The organism is Aeromonas sp. R7-2 (assembly GCF_040908105.1).
GTDB classification, from domain to species: domain Bacteria; phylum Pseudomonadota; class Gammaproteobacteria; order Enterobacterales; family Aeromonadaceae; genus Aeromonas; species Aeromonas caviae.
On record NZ_JBFODC010000036.1, the window covers coordinates 274,890 to 298,326 of the forward strand.

Here is a 23,437-nt window from a genome sequence, read left to right on the forward strand (position 1 = left end):
TTGGGGCATCGCCAAGCGGTAAGGCAGCGGGTTTTGATCTCGCCATACCTAGGTTCGAATCCTAGTGCCCCAGCCATTTTTGCTTGTATTCGACGCAAGTCGTGCACAAGACGGCTATGTAGCTCAGTTGGTTAGAGCATCGCACTCATAATGCGGGGGTCACAGGTTCGAATCCCGTCATAGCCACCATTATTCTTGCGGAAGTGGCGAAATTGGTAGACGCACCAGATTTAGGTTCTGGCGCCCTAGGCGTGAGAGTTCGAGTCTCTCCTTCCGCACCATCGAAAGCAGTACCAAACAGACCAGCTCAGGCTGGTTTTTTTGTATCCGGCGTTTGCCGCTCTTCTTCCCCTCTCCACGCCATCGCACGCCTGCAACGCCACCTCATGACGGCGCAATGCCCTGCTCCGGCGTGATGCCGCCCTTTTCATCTCGCAGAGCGCTGCGGGCAATAAAAAGGCGGCCCGCAGGCCGCCATATCGTTTGCTGTCGTCAGAACGGGAAGAACCAGGGGATGGCGATGACGCTCACCACCATCACCAGCAAGGTGAAGGGCACGCCAATGCGCACGAAGTCCATGAACTTGTAGTTGCCCGGGCCCAGCACCAGGGTGTTGACCGGCGACGAGACCGGCGTCATGAAGGCTGCCGAGGCGGCGATGGCGATGGTCATGGCAAAGGGATAAGGCGATACCCCCATCTGATGGGCCGTCCCCAGCGCGATGGGCGCCATCAGCACCGCCGTCGCCGTGTTGGAGATGAAGAGCCCGATGACGGCACAGAGCGCGAAGAGGCTGGCCAGCATCACCCTGGGGCCCATCTCCCCCACCGCCGAGATGAGCGCGCCGACGATGAGATCCACCCCGCCGGTCTGCTGCAATGCAAGGGCAAAGGGCAACATGCCCACGATGAGGATCAGGGTCGGCCAGTGGATGGACTTGTAGGCACTCTCCAGATCGATACAGCGGAACTTGCCCATCAGCAGGCAGGCGATGAGCGCCGCGATGACGTTGGGCACGGGATCCGTCACCATCAGTACTATCATGACCCCGAGGGCAATCAGGGCGTGGATGGCCTGGCTGCGGGCCGGCGCCATCTCGTCCACTTCCGCAGGCAGGCCCAGCAGCAGAAAATCGCGATGATGGGTCTGCAACTGACGAATGAGGCTCCAGTTCCCCACCACCAGCAGGGTATCCCCCATCTGCAGCGCCTCGTCCACCAGCTTGCCGGTCAGCGCCTCTCCATCCCGGCGGATCCCCACCACGCTCAGGCCGTAACGGGAACGGAAGGTCACCTCGCGGATGCTCTTGCCGAGCAGCCGGGAGCCGGGGATGAGGGAGACCTCCGCCATGCCCACCTCCCGCGCCTGGTCGGAGAAATACTCCCCGCGCAATATCATGGGCTCGAGCCGCGCCTCGCTGCAAAACTCCCGCACGTCCACCTCGGGATCCGACATGTCGATGAGCAGCACATCCTTGGCCTGGAACTCGGTCACCCCGGTGACACTGACCATCACCCGCCTGAACTTGCGCCAGCGCTCCATCCCGATGACGTTGGCCCCGAAGCGGGCACGCAATTGCAGCTCGTCGAGGGTCTGGCCGATCAGGGGGGAGTCGGGCCGGATCGCCAGTCGGCGTGCTCGCCCCGCCAGCCGGTAATCACGGATGAGATCCCGCATGGTGCTGCGTCCCATCTGCTTGCTCTTGCCCTCTTCCCCTTCACGCACCAGACGGTTGCGCATCAGCAGCATGTAGAGGATCCCCATCCCCAGAATGATGACCCCCATGGGAGTGAAGCCGAAGAAGCCGAACCCCTGGATGTCGTGGCGCATCAGTTCACTGTTCACCACCATGTTGGGAGGGGTTGCCACCAGCGTCATCATGCCGCTGATAAGGCCGGCAAAGCCGAGCGGCATCATCAGTCTGCCCGCCGGGATCCCCATCCGGTTCGCCACGCTCAGCACCACGGGGATGAAGATGGCCACCACCCCGGTCGAACTCATCACGGCCCCCAGGGTCGCCACCGCCACCATCAGCAGCACCAGCATGCGGGTTTCGCTGCTGCCGGCCACCTTCACCAGGGCATCTCCCACCTGATAGGCGATGCCGGTGCGCACCAGCCCCTCCCCCACCACGAACAGGGCGGCAATCAGAATGACGTTGGGATCACTGAATCCTGCCAGCGCCTGCGGCAGGGTCAGGGTGCCGCTCAACACGAACAGGATGATGATCAACAAGGCGACCACGTCCATGCGTACCTTGTTGGTAATAAACAGGAGAATGGCACCCACCAGCATGCTGAGCACCCAGATCAACTCGGAATTCACACTTGCTCCTTTTGTTCAACGTCAACCACGGCCGGCCTCGGACGCCATCAGACCACAGAGCCCGTCCCCCTGATTTGTTACATATCAAGAAAGAGGAGGCCGCATCATCTCACATTCAGGTTCAGTTGCGGCCATTTTACCGGACCGTGAACGCAGTCGGTCGCCCTTCACATGTCGGGGTAAAAAGTGCTGCACGCTCCCCCCGCCCCTCCTAAAATGGGCCCGCCGCGGCCTGAGCCGCCCTCTCACTCCTTGCCCTTCGGAGACGACATGACCCAGCACACCCCGGCCTACCCGGCATTCACCTTCTTCAGCCGCTTTGTCGCCGACATCCAGGCTGGCCGAAAGACCATCACCATCCGCGACGAGAGCGAGGCAAACTGGCGGCCCGGCCAGCGCCTGGCCCTGTTCACCAACCCGGAACACCAGCCTTTTGGCACCATTGAAGTCATCTCGGTCAAGGCGGTCGCCTTCGAGGCGCTGAGCGACGAGCACGCCCGTCAGGAGAACATGACCCTCCCCGAGCTTAAAGATGTGATCCGCGATATCTACCCCGCACTGCCGCCCCTCTATGTGATTGAATTCGTGCTGATTGAAGCCTGATTTTGTGAGCTGCCTCAGCTAACGCCGGTTGCGCTCACGGGCCAAAAGCGCACAATGACTGTTTTTATATACAGTCATTGGTGTCTTATGGAAAAACAACTCGAACCGGCCATCGCAGCCATGGTGGCAGACTTCATCGCCGCAGGTCGTCCCAAGGCGAGCCAGCTGAGCTGGCAGGCGCGCCGTGACGGCTACCTTGCCTCTGCCTTGTTGGGCGGTGAGCGGGAAGAGGTGGGCGCCATCGAAGAGTGGCAGGCCGATCACCACGCCATCCGCTGCTATCGGCCCGCAGACAAACCGGCCCCCGCGTATCCGGTGCTGATCTATTTTCACGGCGGCTGTTTTGTCAGCGGGGATTTCGAGACCCACGATCGCCAGATGCGGATGCTGTGCAACCGGGCCAGCGCCCTGATCTTCGCCGTACACACCCGCCTCGCCCCGGAACACACCTATCCTGCGGCTCACGACGATGCGCTGGCCGCCACGCGGGCCATCATGGCCGAGGTGGAGAAATGGCATGGGGATCCGGCACGTCTCGCCATTGCCGGCGACAGTGCAGGGGGTCATCTCGCCCTGATCACCACCTTGCGGCTCAAGGCTGCCAGCGCCCCCTTGCCCAAGGCCCTGCTGCTTCTCTATCCCATGCTGGATGCCCTCTGCGAGAGCCAAAGCTACCGCGATCTCGGTGACGACTACCTCATCACCCGGGACATGCTCGCAAGCGGTTTTCACGCCTACCTGGGCAGCCTGCCCCCCAGCCATCCCGAAGCCAGCCCGCTCCACCATCCCGCCCTGTCAGGATTACCGCCGACCCATATCGTCACGGCGGAATATGATCCGCTGCGCGACGAAGGGGAAGCCCTGTATGGCAAGCTGGTGCAGGCTGGCGTCGATGCCACTTGCCAGCGGCAGCATGGCGTCATTCATGGCTACTTCCAACTGGCGGCCATCAGCCCTGCCGCTCGTCAGCTCATCGACCAGATAGCCATGATGCTCAGAAGACTCTGAGTTGGAACCGGCCCCCATGCCGTGTTAAAAGTGTCTCTTTTGAATCAGAGAGGTAACCCGAGTGTTCGAGATAGCGAGCCTGAAAGAGGGTATGATGCACGGGGTGGAGTTGTTCCAGCTGCTGCTGGAAATCATCTCCATCGCCTGCGTGGTCATCGGCCTTGGCAAGACCCTCTGGCTGGCGGCCAGAGTGCGGGATCACGAGCCCGGCTTTCCCCGTATCCGCCTCTGCTTCGGCAGCTGGCTCATCCTGGCGCTGGAATTCCAGCTCGCTGCCGACATCCTGGCCACCACGGTGGCCCCCAGCAAGGAGGAGCTGGTGCGCCTCGCCATCATCGCGGTCATCCGCACCTTCCTGAACTACTTCCTCGGCAAGGAACTCGATGCTCAGGCCGAGCGCCAGCAACCCGAGCCTGTCAGGTCACCTTCCCGCCCCGACGCCCGATGAGTGGGCTGAGTGGCACAAGGCCACGACACGGAAGGAAAGGCACCTGCCTGATCCCATGAAGAGGGCTCCCCGCGGGGAGCCCTCTTTGTATCCGATAGCAACTATCAGACGTGCTTGCTGGCCAGCTCGTGGCGCTTCAATGCCAGCAAGGTGACCAGCAGGGCGGCGGTGGCGATCAGCGCCATGCCGATATAGGTGGCGCTGAAACCGGGTGCCAGTTCGGCCGGGCTCAGGCTGGCCAGATTGGGGCTGCTGCCTGCCGGCAGGGCGGCATGGAACAACACGGCGCAGATGGCGACACCGACCGCCCCACCCAGCTCCCGGCCGAAGTTGAACAGGGACATGCCGATGCCGCGATCTTCCCGCGGCAGGGCATTTTGCACCACCACCGACAGCGCCGGCAGCACCAGACCCAGCCCCAATCCGGCAAACCCCAGTCCCAGTCTGGCCCAGACGTCGAAGTGGATCTGCCACAGGGCCAGCGCTGCCAGGGCAAAACCTGCCACCACGAAACGCTTGTAGTGACCGGTGCGACCGATGAGCTTGCCGCCGACGAAGGCCCCCGCCGTGATGCAGACCATGAAGATCACCATGATCTCGCCACTGTCACTGGCGCTCATCCCCTTTTGCCACTGCATCTGCAACGGCAGGTAGACCAGCACGGCAAACATCAGCAACTGCGAAGCCAGCGCCAGCAGCACGCTCACCAGATAACCCGGCAGGCGCACCAGGTGGGCCGGCAGTATGGGGTCGTGGGCCCGCAGCTCCACCAGGATCAGCAGCAACAAGGCCGCCCCCAGCGCAGCCGCGAGCCAGACGGCGGGCAAGGCCGCCTCCGGCGAGAGCAGCAACAGGGTGAGGGTGGTGACCGTGATGAGCAGTGCCGCTCCCTTCCAGTCGAAGCGGCTGTAGCGGCGCACATTGAGGTGACCCAGATTGCGGTTCACCAGCCAGAGGGCGATAGCGCCGAGCGGCAGATTGATCCAGAAGATCCAGCGCCAGCTGAGCTGCTCGGTAAAATAGCCACCGAGCAGCGGGCCTGCGATGCTGGAGACCGCATAGACCGCCGAGATATACCCCTGATACTTGCCCACCTCCCGTGGCGGAATACAGTCGGCGATCACGGTAAAGGCGAGTGCGATCAGCCCCCCGCCCCCCAACCCTTGCAGCACGCGGGCGGCCAGTAGGGTTGGCAGATCCTGGGCCAGGGCGCAGGCCACTGATCCCGCCAGAAACAGGCCGATACCGATGTTGAGCATGCGTACCCGGCCGAACATGTCGCTCAACTTGCCATAGATGGGCAGGGCCGCTGTGGCCGCCAGCAGATAGGCGGTCACGACCCAGGTGAGGGCGGCACCGGCGTTCAGCTCAACCCCTATGATGGGCAAGGGGGTGGTGACGATGCTCTTTTCCAGTGAGCCCAGGGCGATCACCAGGGCCACGCTCGAGAAGACGGTTTTGGGGGACATAGGCAGGCTCGCTCATGTGAGATATCGGCACAGGGGGTGCAAGGCACATTATTGTCTCATAAATCATTAGCCGATGGTCAAAACCACTGCCAACCATGATGAAGGTCGCGACATCTGCGAGCCGGATCTGCTAGGGTGAGTCTTTGCCGAAGAGGACGCCCCCCATGCCCCAGTCATCCCCCTGCGATCATCACCAGAGTGAACAGCCCCGATTCGACGAGTACGACGCCCTGATCTTCGACATGGATGGCACCCTGGTGGACTCCATGCCTCTGCACCTGGATGCCTGGGAAATCACCAGTGCCGAGTTCGGCCTGCCGTTTGATCGGGCACAGCTCAACGAGTACGGCGGCATCCCCACCCGCAAGATAGTGGCCATGCTGGCACAGCAGCACGGGATGACCATCGACGTGGAAGCCTTTGCCCGGCGCAAGGTGGCCCTCTACCTGGCACGGATCGACGACGTCCGGGTGTTTCCCGCCATGTGGGAGCTGGTCAGGCAGTACCACGACAAGGTGCCCATGGGCATAGGTACCGGCTCAACCCGGGAACATGCGGCGCACATCCTGCGTCAGACCGGGCTCGATGCCTTCATCTCCGTGCTGGTGAGTGCCGATGATGTGGTCAATCACAAGCCCCACCCGGACACCTTCCTGAAAGTGGCCGAGCAGCTCGGCGCCAACCCGGCCAACTGCCTGGTGTTTGAAGACACCCGGATAGGCATTCAGGCGGGCAAGGCCGCCGGCATGACCACCTTGCTGGTCGATCAGGGCACACTTTACCCGCGCTAGTATGGGTAAACGTTCCTGACCACCAATAGAAACGCCTCTACAAAGGAGGCGCTTCTATATCTCGAATCATTAGCTTGATGTTCTCAAGGCCATGTGATGCGGATGATACCTAGACCTGTGCTCATTGTACCCATACAACTTTTATATAGGTCAATCGACATTTTATTTAAGGCCCTGCTTTCGCGATGATATACCAGTCATCTAAACTGTCATATCTAGGTACGTCTTATACCCCATCCTTCTGGCAGTATTAGTGGGTTAGATAAAAAAATCTATCCAGACTAACTTTCTCCATGACATAGTCACGACCAAAAATAACTTCACACCACCACACGCACTATAAAATGCGTCTAAATCCCTGGGAAATAATGAGTATTTTAATGTTCATCAAACCAGATAACCTCAAAACGTTCCCTTACGTTTTCGTCAACCACTCAGAAAACTGCTTCTCGTTATGAAAGGTTGATGGTTCATCATTCCATCACGAAATTCTATAATACCTAAACAACTCTGCAAGCTTACCTTTTGAGTACTCACCTCTCTGACAAAACTGGCTTTCAATTACTTCCCTATTCTCGACAAGAGCATTCGGCACTTCAGTTGTTTGGCTTTTGCTTGCAAGACCAATAATCGTTTGCAATATTTCGCAAGCGGTAGACTCATCATCTTCCCTGATTAAAAATTCGATAGTTTCACTTATAAAACAAAATGCTTCAGATGGACTCATTTTGCCGATGGCATCATCTCTAAACTTTTCAAAAAACCACTCATCCTCTATAGAGCCTGAGTTCCAATGCTGAATAGCCTCATTCAGTGCATCACGATATGACATAATCAACCCCTAATTTTGACACCACCCAAAAATCCTGACATCACATTTAAGAAGAGTTCAAATTTTCCAAGATCATTATCTATACTTATGAAAATATTAAACCATAAATCAATGCACTTCTGCATACTCTCTTCACAAAATCTCGACTACCCACATGGTCAAGATTTTAGATCTGCCCATATCTCTGTATAAAAACTCGCACATCTGGTACCCACAAAGGTGAAGTCCGTCACCATACCTTTCTTATTTATTATATCAGTACACTGCTCTCGTCCTTGACTCTCTTATAAAGTTACGCAACTAACACCTTCACCATCTCTGGCGTCCCTATTCCGACGAACCCTGACTCTGGATCATCAAAGGCACCAACCATTTTAAGAACCAGACCATTACTTTTAACAATCTCGCACAATAACCTTGTATCTATCAATTCACTAGCATTCCATCCTCTGCATATTAACGCATTAACTTCAAACTCTTCTGGCACAGCAATAAGATAGGAGCATGATTCCTCCTCCATCAAACTCACCACTGATTCAATTGACAACTCAGATAATTGAGCAGCACCAAATAACTTCAACTTTCCATCTGATTCTACTAGCTCTTCCAAAAAGTCAGCTGCGTGGCTTATCTCTACCCCTCGTTCCTTTAATCTCTTAAAAAGTTTATTGTGTCTTATAATCCGTGTATCACTTTGCCAAACTGAGTCACCAACAACACACCACAACTTAAATCCAGGTATTTTTTTAACAAAAAGACTAAAAATAAACCTTAAAACTATAATTCGCGCTTCAAGGCGATTTCGAGAAGAAATCTGCCATCGAACGGCAGCTACCTTCAAATTAACCATTTGAGAAATTTCACTGAGATTGTACGTTTCGTTTTCTCTTGAAACGTCCAACGTGCATACAACATTAATATTAGTCACCAATGTCTTCACCAGCCTTGTCATTCAAGTGGGCCATCTATTGTCATGATCGCCATGGGTCCTGTTCATGACCTACAGTATTATCACTGATTTTACCGTTCTGGTATTTATTCCAGAGCCTAAATCTCATGTTGCAACGCACCTTCTTTGCAACCCTCGTCACCTCCTATGTAATGCTGGCAACGTTAGCAGCACTCGCCGTTGATCCGGTAGCCTTGGTGTTGATTTTGACACTCACATCAACATTAATAGAATATTACTCTATGAGGAATCATATATAAAATCATGATGTATCCGACATTACCAATGTGCACCTATAATATACATAGACCGTATCAAACATTGTTAAATACATCCAGATGATAGTCACCGGTTTCTTCCCAAGCATAAGGGAAAATAGCGTGACTCCCTCGACTCAAAATTACTTTTATGGCATCGACTACATTTAGGTTGAAAGTAGATGTTTTAGTTTCTCTAGATATAAGAGACGACAATTCATCTATCAACAGAGTAAAATCACCATCATGAACGGTCTCTTTAACGATTTCTTTTGAAAACAAAATACCACTTTCACTCTCAGATATAAAATTCAATATGAATTGAGCATTTTCCCGCGTTAGCCTAACGACACCATAAAAGATTACGTAATTATCACTAAAAACTGTTCTCTCGAGAATAAAGCTCAATGGTTGTCCATCAACAAGTTTATTTATCGACCTACTTAGTCCATTGTATCGCACAATACGAGAGTCCAATCTCCAAGAAGGGCTAACGATAAAACAGTATATATCTATTTTTTTAGAAAGATATTTATCCTCTATATAATTAAATATTATAGGTGCAGAGTCTTTCCATGCCGAATAACTCTCACCATTTACATAGATTTTAGTAACACTTACAGTGTCTTTCAGAGACGACTTGTCAAACCGATTAAACTCATAGTCATCATCACTCACCATACAATGATCACAAAAAAGTTTATTCATAGTGTTAATATTCATGATAGTTACTCATTAACCCCTTACCACCATTATTTAAATACGCTTCTTTATATCCACTTACATCGGATAAATTATGGTCTTCGGGATGATATTGAACTTTATAACTGTCACCAAAGTCATACTCTATCGCCGTTCTTCTCGTACCTAACTTATCCGCGGGAAGACCTTTAAATGGGTTAAATGTGTTTGCGATGTCGGTATTTTTGCACCTCTTTTAGTAGCTCGAAAGGTCTGTCTCTTTGGCTTAAGCCGCTTTACATCCTTGGGATGTCGAATTTTTTCCCCCCGCAGCACCTTCTGTCTTGGTGGCAACTTTAGCAGCACTCGCCGTTGATCCGGTAGTCTTGATATCGATGAAACCAATATGAAGCATCTTGGCTCCTGAATCCAGCCTTGGAAGAGGGAAACTCTGCGATATGGCGATATGGATATGAGATTTACGATCAGGGATTACTTGTATTTTTCCATCCCCTCCCTTTACAACAGGATTTTCAGTGAAGTGTGAGAAAGAGTGATTCAGCAAGCTGCATATTAAAAACATCAAAGATATGAGCTTTAATAACTACAGGTTAATATCATCAAGAATTCTTTGAAGCTTATCGGGATCAGCAGCATTACCAAAATAATACTCTTTTCCTCCGTCAGCTTTAAATTCTTCAGGAGTTTTCATTTCATAAAGGACATCATATTTTCCTGACAATAAATCCTCCAACCCATCGGCATCATTCCAAGTTGATACTCTGATGTATGGACCTGAATCATCGTTGATCAATACAACTATTCGCTCACCTGTTTTTGAATCAATCATAGCCTTACCAATCAATACTCTTAAACCAACCTAGTTCTTCCTGGGCTGGGGCTATTTTCGTACTAAAACATCTTAATTCCGTTTAGGTCTTGTACGATCTGGTTTTTAGGAATTTACTTCCGTTTCTTTAACACGAGTTTTTGTCATATCGAACTCAGAGCCATCTTTGTATGTAATCTTAACTCCAAGCTCACCTGGTTGACCACCTAATAGAATTGTATTTTTTGTGTATGGAGATGGTATTCACCTGACAGTTGCCCACAAAAGGGAGTGGTCATACGGCTTCAAACCGGATAACAAAACGGTACCCCTACCGTGTTATCCGGAGTCACCGTATGACCACCAACGAGAAAGTAGCACGTCGTAAACTCAGCTTGCTAGAGCTCGCCAAAGAGCTCAATAACGTCAGCAAAGCCTGCAAGCTCATCGGCTACAGCCGCCAGCAGTTCTACGAGATTCGCCGTAACTACCAGACCTATGGGGCTGAGGGCTTGCTCGACAAACTCCCCGGCTGCAAAGGGGCGCATCCCAACCGGGTCGCTCCCGAGATTGAGCAGGCCATCCTCGATTACTCCCTCACCAGACCAACCCATGGCCCGCTGCGGGTCGCGCAAGAACTGGCTCTGCAAGGCATCAACGTCAGTGCGGGCGGTGTGCGTGGCGTGTGGCAACGTCACGACTTGCTCTCCAAGCATGACCGCTTGTTGCGCCTCGAGAAAACCCACCGGGAGCAGACCATTGAGCTCAATGACGAGCAGATCCGCCTGCTCGAGCGCTTCAGCCCCGAGTTTCGCGAACGCCAAATTGAGGTTCACTACACCGGGGAACTGGTGGCGGTCGACACCTTCTTCGTCGGCGCACTCAAGGGGGTGGGCAAGGTGTATCTGCAAACCGTACTGGACTGCTACAGCCGCCACGCCTGGGGACGGCTCTACACCAGCAAGCTGCCGGTGACCTCGGTCCATGTGCTCAACGAAACGGTCCTGCCGTTCTTCGAGGCTCACGAGGCGCGGGTCTATACCATCCTGTCGGACAACGGGCGCGAGTTCTGCGGGCGCCCTGACCATCACCCCTACGAGCTGTTCCTGCAACTGGAGGGGATTGAGCACCGGACCACCAAGGTACGCAGGCCGCAGAGCAACGGCTTTATCGAGCGGCTACATCGCACCCTGCTGGATGAACACTTCCGTATCAAGGGGAGGACAACCTGGTATGAGTCGGTAGAGCAGATGCAGACAGACCTGGACAGCTATCTGGATCACTACAACACCCAGCGGCCACATCAAGGCAGGATGATGGAAGGACAGACTCCCTACAGCATGTTCAAAAAGGGTCTGAAATTGATACCGAAGGAAGTGCGCACTAAAGTAGCGTAAACAAGACACCGGTTTGAGGCCGGTGTCAGGTGATAACTAGATCTGTACAAACCAGATTTTCAACTACACCCAACCAACTCGATTCTCGCTTCCTAGAATAGGAAACGGAGGCATCTTGCCATAATCGCAGTGATCTTTCTTTTCGTGAACTACTTTAGTGATAGCTATATCTGCACAATCATCGTAACTCTTTACAATGTCATTTAATCGGAGGTTACATCTCCAATATCAAACAGACCTAATTCTTTCTTATCCTTTGATTGATACCGAACAGTCGTTTTGTCACCCCATCTAATATCACCAATACGAGCATTAAATAAAAACTCATCCGGTTCTTCAGAGAAAAGGTGTTCATTAAGAAGCTCTTTACCATCATTATCTTTTATCACAATGAAACAGTTAAACGCTTCTTCATCATGACTTCCCACCAACTCAGCTGACATGCTTTTATTCCGACTTAACTTACGTTTTATTGTGTATAAATTCACAAAATTTTCTCGAACAACCATCTCGTACGCTTCATGAAAGGGGCTCTTCGGCCATCCTTCCATATCGCACAATGAAATAAGTGAGCTGTATAGTGCATCAAGAAGAAACCTTTTCTTGGCGATTATATTCAACCCCTCAAAATAGTCAAAATCGAACGTCTTATAATACTTAATCACTGAGCTACTTAACTCAGTGGTACCAACTCTTTCATCTGGCCCACAAAGTTTTACAACAACCCTATAAACACCATCTGTTTCTATAGGATCAAAGTGGCGCTCAAAATGGGCGCAAACACATCTGCTGAACAGCGTGAACTTTCGTGCCAAACCAAGTTCAAGTTTAAATGCCCACAAACTAAATTCTGTCAGTTTCATATCCATACAAACCTATATTGTTTGGCCTTTTTTGATCTGGCAGTTCATACTCTGGTTGGCGAATGCCTTCTTCAAAGTGGATTTTTCCTTCCTTGGATATTACTCCAAATTCAGTTGATGAGCCATCATCTTCAAGTTGATAATTGACTCCATGGGAAGCACTACTTTCATTAAGTCACTGACCGATGATGTCTTTCTTTTCACTATCGGTGTCCGCATTCTGAATCAGATAGAGAAACTGATTTTAAGTACTCATAATCGCATCTCAGTGTACTTCTTTTCAACTCAGCTGATTTCTCTTCCTTGACTGCAACACTAGTAGCCTCCCCAGCAAGCAGGTACGAAGGGGGCTGGCATCATCACGGTTATTCTTATTTTCCGAACAACGTCATTGACAAGATTTCTGATACCAGTTCGAGTGTTGGCAACATGCTCAGCAGATAATCGGCAAGATAAGATTGTGAGCAATCTTGACATACATAACTTTTCTTCCGGGTTGTAAGCTACCCTCAAAAAAAATGCATGAATATCATTCATGATTGATTACTCAAGATAACACTTCCATCACCTGTTCTCGGGTATGGGTGTAGTGACGTTTATTAGCAAACCACATTTTCTTTAGCGTTGGAATATCCAATAAGGAAGTCAGATCTCCATCTTCAATGGTTGTGTCCCCTATAAAGATGATACTTTCTAATGATTGGCTGTGTGCAAGTGGCCTCAAAGATTTAACTGTCCCACAGTCAGTTAATACAATCTCTTTGAGGTTTTTTAGCTCACTCAAAATAGCTATATCATAAACTCTTTTACAGTTTTCAATTTCTACAATCTCTATCTGCTGACACTTATCTATGCCTGAAAGATCTTCTAGCTTAGGACAGTCGGCCAAATCTAGAATGGATAACGAGCTAAGTTCCTCTATTCCTGACAATGATTTTATTTTTTTGGAGGTTAGTTGTAGACGTCTTAATAAAGACATTCTATTAAGTTTTTTCAAGTTTTCTGAAGGATAGTTAACAATATTTAGCAGATTCAATTCATCACAAGAGAAAATCGTCTTCGCTTTAGGCCTCCAAAAAAGCTTAAGTACTTTTAATTTTTTTAGTTTGGAAAAATCAGGAGCCTTCGTAAACTCACACTGTAATCCTAAATATTCAAGATTACTGATAGACTCTAATGGAGTGATATCCTTGACACCCCAAGAATAAATTTCAACGCCAGAAAGAGAAGGCAAGTAATTTATAAATGAAATGTCACTTCCATTCCAGCCTGCGGATTGACTTAAACGGAGCACTGAAATATTTTCTTTATCGATTATTGATTTAAAACTATCCGACCAAGGAGCTGTCAAGACAAGGCAACGTCCCATTCCATTTTCAACCTCATCGATGAAATATTTTTCATTATTTATCAGGGGATTAGCTCCTATTTATACCAATGGGGTAAATATTGTTTGATACGTTTTGGAGAAATGGGCAAACATACCACCCACGGTTCTTAATTCGATGTTCCTCCGCCTACTCTTCATCTATCTTCCAAGTAAAATTCTGTAACATGAACATATTGATTACAGCCTAGCTAACTTTTACACTTATCTTAATAATCATAGGACTTAACAAATACTTATCGAAATATCAACTGACTCGAATCAATCATAATAGCCATTTTCAAAGACGATAATACTTTCAGCAGGTAATGATGTGTTGTCATCCGCATCAGGAGCGTATGCGCCAATACCCAACACATGGGATGTTAGCGAATCAGACTCTACTTCTAGATCTTTGTCTTTATCTGAAAGATACGTGATCAAGTCCTTGAAATGAATTTTTAGCAAGTCCATTTCTTCGAACTCTGGAACCGCTGGTTCAGTAAACTCTATCGCCTCCAAAACGCCAGAGGCGTTGTAATATGCGAACACGCCTAAATTCTCAAAGTAATCACATGGGAACACATACTCCTCCGTTCTTTTAAAAGAATCAAATACTTCCCCTAATAATAATCTCACTTGGTCAGGAGTCATGCCAAACTTGATTTTCCCTGCCCCCACAAAGGGGGAAATTAAAAATCGCATAAAATACTCTCACTTAAAAATCAGTCACATGCTACAGACACATTTCAGCATTTCGTTCTGGCATCATCTCTTTAATGGAGTATTTCAATGATGTATATCAAATGACTTTATTCATTCTTTTGGGCAAGCGCTTAGCCCGACAGGGCACTACACCACAGCAATAATTTGACCGTATTTAATCCAAAATAAAAACGCCCCAGGCGGGGCGTTGTTTTCATGGCGGCCATTACATGGCGTTGGTGGATTCGAAGATCTTGTCGGCCGACGCTTCGACGAAGCCAGGGTAGAGCACGCCGTCGGCCTGCGGGTAGCGCAGGGCAAACTCGTAAAAGCAGCTCGGGATGGTGCGCACGCCGTCGCTGAAGGGCACCTCGGCCTTGTCTGCCATGGTGGAGGATTGCTCCAGCATCACCTCGGGATCGCCCTTCACCTCGCCGCCAACGGTGTTGAGCACGAAGCCTGCCGCCTTGAGCGCCGCATTCACCTGCTGGATGGTGTCGAAGTCCTTCAGGCGGTTGATGTTGACGGTGAAGTGGTTGGCACGATAACCCCAGGCGGCCATCCAGGCGGCATACTCGCTCTCTGCCAGCAGGGTCTGGTAGTCGGTGTGAGAGACCTGCCAGGGCGCGCCGGCGTAGAGGAAGGCCGGGGTGTCGGTGAGGTGATCGGGTACCTGATCCACCAGCTTGTGGATGATGGCCTGGGCACCTTCGGAGAGCTCTTCCACCTTCAGCTCGCTGATGAACACCTTGGGCGCATCAGGATCTTTATGCTCGAAGTGTTTGGCATAGAGCTTCTTGGCCTTGAACACATACTCGCCCTTCTCTTCGTACCCCAGGGCGCGGAAGTGGGCCGCCAGTTTCTCGAGACCGAGCTTGGGCAGGTTGTAGGTCCGAAACGCCACGTGATCGTTGATGATGGGGGCACCGCCGCCCAGCAGTTGATGAACCTTGTGAGCACTGGGGGTGACCTGAATGTAGTTGTCCCACAGATGGCCAAACAGGGTGTCGATATCCTTTTGCATCTCTCTTTCCTTTGATTGCGGGTACAGACAGGGGCACCTGTTCAGTGCCCCTCTTTTATTTTCTTGTTATCAGAAGGTCAGACCGGGAGACAGCTGATCCGGCATAGCAGCCTTGCTGTCTTCGACGGAGGCGACCGGGTAAGCACAGTAGTCGGCGGCGTAGTAGGCGCTCGCTCTGTGGTTACCAGAGGCACCGATGCCGCCAAAGGGCGCGGCACTGGAGGCACCCGTGATGGGCTTGTTCCAGTTGACGATACCGGCACGGATGCGCTTGAAGAAGTGGTTCCAGTCCGCTTCATTGTCACCGAGCAGGCCGGCCGAGAGACCGAAGCTGGTGGCGTTCGCCTTCTCGATGGCCGCATCGAAGTCGTCGTAGCGAATGAGCTGCAGCAGCGGGCCGAAGTACTCCTCATCCGGCAGCGCGCTGACCGCGGTCACGTCTATGATGCCCGGGGAGACAAAGCCGGTGCCCGCTTCCAAGTGCTTGAGGGCAAGCAGGCTTTCACCACCGAGGCGCTGCAGGTTGGCTTGCGCCTCGACCATGCCGAGTGCGGCCTTCTCGCTGATCATGGCGCCCATGAACGGCTGCTCGGCGGCGTCATAGAGGCCGACCTTGATCTGGCCGACCACCTCCACCAGGCGCTTGACCAAGGCATCGCCCCGCTCGCCGCGCTCGACAAACAGACGGCGCGAGCAGGTGCAGCGCTGACCGGAGGTAATGAAGGCGGACTGCACGATGGCATGGACGGCGCCGTCGATGTCGCTCACATCTTTCACGATCAGCGGGTTGTTACCACCCATCTCCAGTGCCAGGATCTTGCCCGGCTGGCCGGCAAACTGCTGATGCAGGAAGTGGCCGGTACGGGAGGAGCCGGTGAAGAAGAGGCCGTCGATGTCCGTATTGCCCGCCAGCGCCTTGCCGGTGTCGACCTCCCCCTGCACCAGGTTGAGCACCCCCTTGGGCAGCCCCGCCTCCTGCCACACCTTGACCATGGCTTCAGCCACCATGGGGGTCAGCTCGGAAGGCTTGAACACGACCGCATTGCCGGCGATGAGCGCTGGCACAATGTGGCCGTTGGGCAGGTGGCCCGGGAAGTTGTAGGGGCCGAACACGGCCACGACGCCATGGGGCTTGTGGCGCACGAACGCCTTGGCGCCCGGCATGGGGTTTTCCACCGTACCGGTACGCTCGTCATGGGCACGGATGGAGATGGCAATCTTGCCCTGCATGGCCGCCACTTCAGTGCGGGTCTCCCACAGAGGCTTGCCGGTTTCACGGGCGATGGTCAGGGCCAGCGCCTCCTTGTGCTCGCCGAGCAGGTCGGCATAGCGGCGCACGATGGCAAGGCGCTCTTCAAGGACCAGATCGGACCAATGGTAGAAGGCCGTGCGGGCCGCCTTGACGGCAGCATCCACCTGGGACTGGCTTGCCGCCTCACCACGCCAGATCACCTCGTTTTTGGCCGGGTCGATGGATTCGAACGGCTTGCCTTCACCGGCCAGCCACTGGCCATCGATAAACTGGACTAAAGACATCATCAATTCACTCCCTGTGGGTACGCAGGCCGCCTCGGCAGCCTGTCTCAATGCTGTGCTGCGGGGCGGGTCAATCCAGATCGACGACGCGCACCATGTCGCCATTTTCCACCTTGAGGGCGGCCGCCATCTTGGGCGGAATGATGGCTTCGTGCTTGTCCAGATCGACCCGGATGTTGCCGTAGCAGGCGCGGTATTGCTCGAACCTGGTGTTGCAGATGAGGTAGGTATGGCCACCGATGGGCTCACCCACCAGCACCGCCAGCTTCTGGCTGCGGCGCACGCTGCGAATGTTCTTCACCTCGCACTCGACGGTGGGGCCGGCGTCGAAGATGTCGACATAACCGCGATTCACGAACCCCTCATCCTGCAGCATCTTGAGGGCAGGCCGGGTCTTTTCGTGGGTCTTGCCGATGACGGCGCGCGCCTCGTTGCTCAGCAGATTGACGTAGATGGGGTACTTGGGCATCAGCTCGGCGATGAAGCGCTTCTTGCCGATGCCAGTCAGATAGTCGACGGTGGGAAAATCCATCGAGAAGAAATGTTTTTGCAGCCACTCGTAGAAGGGGCTGTGGCCGTTGCCATCGGAGACACCACGCATCTCGGCAAAGACGGTACTGTCAAACAGCTCGGGGTGTTCGGCCATGAACAGGAAACGGTGCTTGGAGAGCAGACGGCCGTTGAGCCCCTCGCGAGCGCATTCACGCAGAAACAGGGTGCAGAGCTCGGAATTGCCGGTGTAGTCGTTGGAGAGGGTGAGGGTTTCCACGACATTGTAGATGCCGAGCTTGGGGGAGGAGTGCACCACCTTGCCGATGTGATAGTTGTAGAACGCCTGGGACAGGCCGACCGCCGCGTCGATGGCGCAGGTACCGACCATCTCCCCGGTCTCCAGATCCTCGGCCACGAAGAAATAGAGGCACTCGCCCTTGCCGGCGGGCTTGTCCAGGAAGGTCTGAGTCGAGGCATCGATCTTGCGTTGCAGCAGCTCGTCGTTGACCGGCAAGGATGTCATGCCGGTGCCGGATTCGATGGCACAGGTCTTGAGGCCGGCGAAGTCGCGCTGCTCGATAGGACGGATAACCAACATAAATGACAACTCCCTTTCATTGACGACAGGTGGGGTCCCGGCTCCTGCCGGGAGGGCTCCCCACCTCAATTTGGATCAGGCGTTGACCACCTGAGCGACCGCTTTCTCGAACCGTGCCAGCCCTTCCTTGATGTCCGCTTCCGGGATCACCAGGGAGGGGGCAAAACGCACCACGTTGGTACCGGCAACCAGCGCCATCAGGCCCTGATCGATGGAGGCGAGCAGGAAGTCTCGGGAGCGGCCCTTGAAGTCATCGTTGAGCACGGCGCCCAGCAGCAGGCCCTTGCCGCGCACTTCGCTGAAGCAGTGGTACTTGGCGTTGATGGCTTCCAGCCCTTCGCGGAACAGCTGCTCGCGCTGCTTGATGCCGCTCAGCACTGCCGGGGTGTTGACCACGTCGATCACCGCCTCGGCCACGGCACACGCCAGCGGGTTGCCGCCGTAGGTGGAGCCGTGAGTGCCCACTTTCAGGTGGGAGGCGATCTCGGTGGTGGTCAGCATGGCCCCGATGGGGAAGCCGCCGCCCAGCGCCTTGGCGCTGGTGAGGATGTCCGGGGTGATGCCCAGACCCATATAGGCAAACAGCTCGCCGGTACGACCGACACCGGATTGCACTTCGTCATAGATCAGCAGGGCATTGTGCTTGTCGCACAACTCGCGCACACCCTTGGCAAACTCGTCGGTGGGGCTGATGATGCCACCCTCGCCCTGCAGCGGCTCCATCACCACGGCGCAGGTGTTGTCGGAGATGACGGCAGCCAGCTCCTCCAGGTTGTTGTAGGCGACGTGGGTGATGTCGGCAGGCTTGGGACCGAAGCCATCGGAGTAGGCAGCCTGGCCACCCACGCTGACGGTAAAGAAGGTACGGCCGTGGAAGCCCTGGTGGAAGGCGATGATCTGGGTCTTGTGGGCCCCGAACTTCTCGATGGCGTAGCGGCGGGCCAGCTTGAGGGCCGCTTCGTTCGCTTCGGCGCCGGAGTTGCAGAAATAGACCTTCTCGGCGAAGGTGGCGGCGACCAGTTTCTTGGCCAGGCGCAGGGCCGGCTCGTTGGTCATCACGTTGGAGAGGTGCCACAGCTTCTCACCCTGGGATTTCAGGGCCTCGACCAGTTTGGGATGGCAATGGCCCAGACCATTGACCGCGATCCCGCCCGCGAAATCCACATACTCGCGGCCTTCCTGATCCCAGACACGTGACCCCTCGCCGCGCACCGGGATGATTTTGGCCGGCGCATAGTTGGGAACCATCACTTCATCAAACACTTCACGTGTCACTGCCAACAACTCTGACATATTGCTCTCCTGCTATCTCGCGGCAGAATAATCCACCGCCCAAAAGTTAAATCCGTGTAAACGTGGCGGAATTATCACAGAAAAAAAGTAAAAAGTCTGTAACTTAACCGCCTATAAGGAACAATGTTCGATTGCCTTTGAGATTTTAGGCAACCGCATTGCATAACGGCTCAGGGGGTGTTGGCAAGAGATAATTTGGACAGGGAGGAGGGTGAATAAAGTCTCAGGGAAATTTTTTTTTGCCTCATGACGGTTTTGAGACAGACATCGCAATTTTTTTCAGGAAACGGCCAAAAAGTTGGCCAGCAACTGGTGCCCCTGTTCGCTCAAGATGCTTTCCGGATGGAACTGCACTCCCTCCAGCGCCAGTGTTTTATGCCGCAGCCCCATGATCTCGTCCTGGCTGCCGTCGGCATGTTCGCTCCAGGCGGTGACCTCGAAACAGTCGGGCAGCGACGCCGCCTCCACCACCAGAGAATGATAGCGGGTCACCCGCAGCGGGTTGTTGAGCCCCTTGAACACCCCCTCCCCTTTGTGACGGATGAGAGAAGTCTTGCCGTGCATCACCTGACGGGCACGCACCACCCGGGCACCAAAGGCCTGTGCCAGCGACTGATGGCCGAGACAGACACCGAGGATGGGGATCTCGCCGGCAAAACGGGAGATGGCGGCCAAAGAGATGCCCGCCTCGTTTGGCGTGCAGGGGCCGGGAGAGATCACCAGATGACGGGGGGCAAGCCGGGCTATCTCCTCCAGGCTCAGCTCATCGTTGCGCCTGACCACCACCTCTTGCCCCAGAGCGCCGAAGTATTGCACCAGGTTCCAGGTAAAGGAGTCGTAGTTGTCGATGAGTAGCAGCATGCAAACACCCTGGGAATAAGACAGAGACGGTGATCGGACAACCCGTTGCGAGCGCGGGCAGACAAACGCCGCGCATTCTGGCATGTCTCTTTGCGTTAATAAACCGGCGATCACCTCACCTGCTGTGCAGTCTGTTCGCTCTTCAATGGCGATCCGGGCCTGTCGACCCCACCCGGCGGTGGGCCTGTCCCCGACCGAGCAGCATCAGCCGCTCCATGTCAGGATGGCTAGGTAAAAGAGACGGGAGGCGACCGGGAAAAGGGCACAGGACGTGACAGGCAAATGGGAAGGAGTCACCTTGGCAAGGGCAGGCAACGGACCTCAGCGGTCCAGATAGCGGCCCTGTTCCAGTTCCCGTTCCCGCTGGCACTCGGCCAGATAGATGGCAGCCGCGATGGCCGGGGTCTTGTGGTGCTTGTCGATGGCGTTGGAGACCATCAACTGCAAGGTATTGAGGCTCTTGGCCTTGCGAAACTTGCGCAGCCAGTGACCCTTGTCACCCAACTCTTCACTCAGGGTTTGTGATTCGACAGACATGCTTTCTCTTGGGGCAAAGCCCGTGTTTGACATTGGGGAGGTTGCGACAAACCGGAAGGTGTAAAACAAAGAAAGCCAGGCATCCACCCAGCTCTCTTCTACTACACCTTCCCAGTATGTCAGGCTCGAGGAACGAAGCCGACGACATCATATACGCTGATCAGGGTTTTTTCAGCCCTTTCACGCGCCTTTTGTGCGCCAGCCGCCAAAATGGCCTGCAGATGGGCCTCATCCTGACGCAGCTCGCGGAAGCGCGCCTGGATGGGTTCCAGCAAGGCGACCACGGCATCGGCCGTTTCACTCTTGAGGTGGCCGTACATCTTGCCTTCGAAGTGTTGCTCCAGCTCCGGGATGGAGCGGCCGGTCACACCGGACATCAGGGTCAGCAGATTGGAGACCCCCGGCTTGTTTTCAGGATCAAAACGCACCACGGCCGGCTCGTCGGAGTCAGTCATCGCCCGCTTGATCTTCTTGACGATCTGCTTGGGATCTTCCAGCAAGCCGATGAAGTTGGCCTCGTTGTCGTCGGACTTGGACATCTTCTTGGTCGGGTCCTGCAGGCTCATCACCCGGGCCCCTTCGGTCGGAATGAAGGGTTCCGGCAGGGTGAAGACTTCGCCATAGAGGTTGTTGAAGCGGGTGCAGATGTCGCGGGTCAGCTCCAGATGCTGCTTCTGGTCATTGCCAACCGGCACCTGATTAGCCTGATAAAGCAGAATGTCGGCCGCCATCAGCACCGGATAACCGAACAGGCCGACGTTGACGTTGTTCTCGAAACGGGCGGACTTGTCCTTGAACTGGGTCATGCGCGACAGCTCGCCCATCTGGGTGTAGCAGTTCAGGATCCAGCCGAGCTCGGCGTGCTGGGGCACGTGGGACTGGATGAAGACGGTGCTCTTGGCCGGGTCGATGCCCACCGCCAGATAGAGGGCGGCTGCGTCGAGGCACGCCTTGCGCAAGGCGGCCGGATCCTGGCGGGTGGTGATGGCGTGCAAATCGACGATGCAATAGAGGCAGTCGAAGTCATCCTGCATGCTGACCCACTGACGCAGGGCGCCCATGTAGTTGCCGATGGTCAGCTGGCCCGAGGGTTGGGCACCGCTCAATACGATTGGTTTAGTCATCAGAGTAGTAATCCTTGTTATCCGCCAGCCCGGTCTGGATCAGACCAGCAGGGCGTCGAGTTCGGCAAACTGCTCGCAAACCCAGTCGGGGCGGGAGTCTGCGATAGGGCGGCCATAGTTGTAGCCATAGGTGAGCCCCACCACCTTCATACCGGCGGCCTGGGCGGCCAGCACGTCATTTTCGGAATCCCCCACCATCAGGGTGCGGGACGGGCTGACACCCAGCTCGTGGCAGGCGTGCAGCAGCGGCTCCGGGCTCGGCTTCTTCACGGGTACGCAGTTGCCCCCGAGCCAGAGTGCGAAACAGTCGCTGATGCCGAGGGCCTCCAGAATGGGCTGCACGAAGTGACTGGGTTTGTTGGTCACCACGGCCTGCTGGTAACCCAGCCCCTGCAGACGGCGCAGGCTCCGGGCCACTCCGTCATACATGGCCAGGCCTTCCAGCAGACAGGCCTGATAGTGACGGTCGAACAGGGGGCGGGCCTTGGCAAACTGCTCCGGGGCGTCGCGGTAATCGAGAGCCCGCTGGATCAGCTTGTCGGCGCCGTTGCCGACCCAGGTACGCACCACGGCCTCGTCGGCCTCGGCCAACCCCAGCTCCGCCAGGGTACGGTTGACCGCCAGCGCCAGTTGCGGGGCGCTGTCAATCAGCGTGCCATCCAGATCGAACAGCACCAGGTCAAAGGGGCGATCAGCGACGGACATGGGCAAGCTCCGCGCGCATCTGGTCGATCACCGCCTTGTAATCCGGCTTGCCGAAGATGGCAGAGCCCGCCACGAACATGTCGGCACCCGCCTCGGCAATCTCGCGAATGTTGTCGACCTTGACCCCACCATCGATTTCCAGGCGAATGTCGCGGCCGCTCTCGTCGATCAGGCGGCGCACCTGGCGCAGCTTGTCGAGGGTGCCGGGGATGAAGCTCTGACCGCCAAAGCCCGGGTTGACAGACATCAGCAGGATCACGTCCAGCTTGTCCATCACGTACTCCAGGCAGCTGAGCGGGGTCGCGGGGTTCAGCACCAGACCGGCCTGGCAACCCTGCTCCTTGATGAGGCCCAGGGTGCGATCCACGTGATCGGAGGCTTCCGGGTGGAAGGTGATCAGGCTGGCACCGGCCTTGGCAAAATCAGGCACGATGCGATCCACCGGCTTGACCATCAGGTGCACGTCGATGAGCGCTTCGATGCCGTAATCGCGCAGCGCCTGACAGACCATGGGGCCGATGGTCAGGTTGGGGACATAATGGTTGTCCATCACATCGAAATGGACCACGTCGGCCCCGGCGGCCAGCACCTTGGCCACATCCTCACCCAGACGGGCAAAGTCGGCGGAGAGGATAGAGGGGGCAATCAGAAAGTCTTTCATCAGCGTCATCCATTGGCAGCGTGGCAGAAAAAACGGCGCAATTTTATCGTAAAAGGGCGATGAAAACGACCCGCATCTACAGA

At 54.5% G+C, this 23,437-nt stretch carries 23 protein-coding genes and 3 tRNA genes; 8 read left to right on the forward strand and 18 right to left on the reverse strand.

Going from position 1 to position 23,437, the window contains the following annotated elements:
• Position 1 precedes the first annotated feature (1 nt).
• The 3 genes from AB5Y47_RS16635 (at position 2) to AB5Y47_RS16645 (ending at position 281) form a co-directional block, all read left to right on the forward strand.
• Positions 2-76, forward strand: a tRNA-Gln gene (locus AB5Y47_RS16635).
• A gap of 36 nt (positions 77-112) precedes the next feature.
• Positions 113-189, forward strand: a tRNA-Met gene (locus tag AB5Y47_RS16640).
• 8 nt (positions 190-197) lie between these two features.
• Positions 198-281: transfer RNA gene (locus AB5Y47_RS16645), tRNA-Leu, on the forward strand.
• Between the two features lie 211 nt (positions 282-492).
• Here AB5Y47_RS16645 and AB5Y47_RS16650 read toward each other — a convergent pair.
• Positions 493-2,325 carry an SLC13 family permease gene (locus AB5Y47_RS16650; protein WP_319910368.1) on the reverse strand — a complete coding sequence of 611 codons (1,833 nt, stop codon included), beginning with the start codon at positions 2,323-2,325 and terminating at the stop codon, positions 493-495.
• Between the two features lie 270 nt (positions 2,326-2,595).
• On the opposite strand from AB5Y47_RS16650, the gene yqfB reads away from it, so the two are divergent.
• From yqfB to AB5Y47_RS16665, 3 genes are all read left to right on the forward strand, one after another.
• Positions 2,596-2,928, forward strand: a complete 333-nt coding sequence (gene yqfB, locus AB5Y47_RS16655) for a N(4)-acetylcytidine aminohydrolase (protein ID WP_042014549.1) — start codon at positions 2,596-2,598, stop codon at positions 2,926-2,928.
• An 87-nt stretch (positions 2,929-3,015) separates the two neighbouring features.
• The gene (locus tag AB5Y47_RS16660; protein WP_319910369.1) at positions 3,016-3,936 is read left to right on the forward strand and encodes an alpha/beta hydrolase; all 921 of its coding nucleotides are present in this window, start codon (positions 3,016-3,018) and stop codon (positions 3,934-3,936) included.
• A 61-nt stretch (positions 3,937-3,997) separates the two neighbouring features.
• Positions 3,998-4,384: a DUF1622 domain-containing protein gene (locus AB5Y47_RS16665; RefSeq protein WP_010673839.1), complete on the forward strand. Its 387-nt coding sequence runs from the start codon at positions 3,998-4,000 to the stop codon at positions 4,382-4,384.
• Positions 4,385-4,488: 104 nt separating this feature from the next.
• Here the strand turns inward: AB5Y47_RS16665 and AB5Y47_RS16670 are convergent, their stop codons facing one another.
• Positions 4,489-5,853: an MDR family MFS transporter gene (locus tag AB5Y47_RS16670; RefSeq protein ID WP_319910370.1), complete on the reverse strand. Its 1,365-nt coding sequence runs from the start codon at positions 5,851-5,853 to the stop codon at positions 4,489-4,491.
• Positions 5,854-6,017: 164 nt separating this feature from the next.
• Here AB5Y47_RS16670 and AB5Y47_RS16675 point away from each other — a divergent pair, with 164 nt between their 5' ends.
• Positions 6,018-6,644, forward strand: a complete 627-nt coding sequence (locus AB5Y47_RS16675) for a beta-phosphoglucomutase family hydrolase (protein WP_319910371.1) — start codon at positions 6,018-6,020, stop codon at positions 6,642-6,644.
• A gap of 481 nt (positions 6,645-7,125) precedes the next feature.
• Here the strand turns inward: AB5Y47_RS16675 and AB5Y47_RS16680 are convergent, their stop codons facing one another.
• The 4 genes from AB5Y47_RS16680 to AB5Y47_RS16695 form a co-directional block, all read right to left on the reverse strand.
• On the reverse strand, positions 7,126-7,476 hold the full coding sequence (locus AB5Y47_RS16680; RefSeq protein ID WP_139737947.1) for a hypothetical protein: 351 nt from the start codon (positions 7,474-7,476) through the stop codon (positions 7,126-7,128).
• Between the two features lie 292 nt (positions 7,477-7,768).
• The gene (locus AB5Y47_RS16685) at positions 7,769-8,416 is read right to left on the reverse strand and encodes a hypothetical protein (RefSeq protein WP_319910372.1); all 648 of its coding nucleotides are present in this window, start codon (positions 8,414-8,416) and stop codon (positions 7,769-7,771) included.
• A 323-nt stretch (positions 8,417-8,739) separates the two neighbouring features.
• Positions 8,740-9,405, reverse strand: coding sequence for a hypothetical protein (locus AB5Y47_RS16690; protein WP_319910373.1), 666 nt, complete (start codon positions 9,403-9,405; stop codon positions 8,740-8,742).
• A gap of 562 nt (positions 9,406-9,967) precedes the next feature.
• Entirely contained in the window at positions 9,968-10,213 is a 246-nt protein-coding gene (locus tag AB5Y47_RS16695) for a hypothetical protein (protein ID WP_139737944.1), read from the reverse strand.
• 335 nt (positions 10,214-10,548) lie between these two features.
• Between AB5Y47_RS16695 and AB5Y47_RS16700 the strand changes: the two genes are divergently transcribed.
• Complete coding sequence (locus tag AB5Y47_RS16700; protein ID WP_042017433.1) at positions 10,549-11,589, forward strand: IS481-like element ISAs19 family transposase; 1,041 nt, start codon at positions 10,549-10,551, stop codon at positions 11,587-11,589.
• Between the two features lie 203 nt (positions 11,590-11,792).
• Here the strand turns inward: AB5Y47_RS16700 and AB5Y47_RS16705 are convergent, their stop codons facing one another.
• From AB5Y47_RS16705 to rpe, 12 genes are all read right to left on the reverse strand, one after another.
• Positions 11,793-12,452, reverse strand: coding sequence for a hypothetical protein (locus AB5Y47_RS16705; protein ID WP_324037283.1), 660 nt, complete (start codon positions 12,450-12,452; stop codon positions 11,793-11,795).
• 547 nt (positions 12,453-12,999) lie between these two features.
• Positions 13,000-13,821 carry a hypothetical protein gene (locus AB5Y47_RS16710; protein WP_319910379.1) on the reverse strand — a complete coding sequence of 274 codons (822 nt, stop codon included), beginning with the start codon at positions 13,819-13,821 and terminating at the stop codon, positions 13,000-13,002.
• Between the two features lie 279 nt (positions 13,822-14,100).
• Positions 14,101-14,523, reverse strand: coding sequence for a hypothetical protein (locus AB5Y47_RS16715; protein WP_043155955.1), 423 nt, complete (start codon positions 14,521-14,523; stop codon positions 14,101-14,103).
• A gap of 226 nt (positions 14,524-14,749) precedes the next feature.
• Positions 14,750-15,547 (reverse strand): DUF1338 domain-containing protein, encoded by a 798-nt coding sequence (locus tag AB5Y47_RS16720; protein ID WP_039039589.1) that lies wholly within the window; start codon positions 15,545-15,547, stop codon positions 14,750-14,752.
• Between the two features lie 69 nt (positions 15,548-15,616).
• Entirely contained in the window at positions 15,617-17,086 is a 1,470-nt protein-coding gene (gene astD, locus AB5Y47_RS16725; RefSeq protein ID WP_043155956.1) for a succinylglutamate-semialdehyde dehydrogenase, read from the reverse strand.
• A gap of 67 nt (positions 17,087-17,153) precedes the next feature.
• Complete coding sequence (gene astA / locus AB5Y47_RS16730; protein WP_039039587.1) at positions 17,154-18,173, reverse strand: arginine N-succinyltransferase; 1,020 nt, start codon at positions 18,171-18,173, stop codon at positions 17,154-17,156.
• Positions 18,174-18,248: 75 nt separating this feature from the next.
• Positions 18,249-19,466: an aspartate aminotransferase family protein gene (locus tag AB5Y47_RS16735; protein WP_134996615.1), complete on the reverse strand. Its 1,218-nt coding sequence runs from the start codon at positions 19,464-19,466 to the stop codon at positions 18,249-18,251.
• Between the two features lie 279 nt (positions 19,467-19,745).
• The gene (locus AB5Y47_RS16740; protein WP_041215622.1) at positions 19,746-20,327 is read right to left on the reverse strand and encodes an aminodeoxychorismate synthase component II; all 582 of its coding nucleotides are present in this window, start codon (positions 20,325-20,327) and stop codon (positions 19,746-19,748) included.
• Positions 20,328-20,648: 321 nt separating this feature from the next.
• Complete coding sequence (locus AB5Y47_RS16745; RefSeq protein ID WP_010673831.1) at positions 20,649-20,864, reverse strand: hypothetical protein; 216 nt, start codon at positions 20,862-20,864, stop codon at positions 20,649-20,651.
• A gap of 119 nt (positions 20,865-20,983) precedes the next feature.
• Positions 20,984-21,988, reverse strand: a complete 1,005-nt coding sequence (gene trpS, locus AB5Y47_RS16750) for a tryptophan--tRNA ligase (protein ID WP_010673830.1) — start codon at positions 21,986-21,988, stop codon at positions 20,984-20,986.
• Positions 21,989-22,027: 39 nt separating this feature from the next.
• Complete coding sequence (locus AB5Y47_RS16755; RefSeq protein ID WP_049636543.1) at positions 22,028-22,693, reverse strand: phosphoglycolate phosphatase; 666 nt, start codon at positions 22,691-22,693, stop codon at positions 22,028-22,030.
• The gene (rpe, locus tag AB5Y47_RS16760; RefSeq protein ID WP_041212569.1) at positions 22,680-23,354 is read right to left on the reverse strand and encodes a ribulose-phosphate 3-epimerase; all 675 of its coding nucleotides are present in this window, start codon (positions 23,352-23,354) and stop codon (positions 22,680-22,682) included. Before rpe ends, AB5Y47_RS16755 begins: the two co-directional genes overlap by 14 nt.
• Positions 23,355-23,437 lie beyond the last annotated feature (83 nt).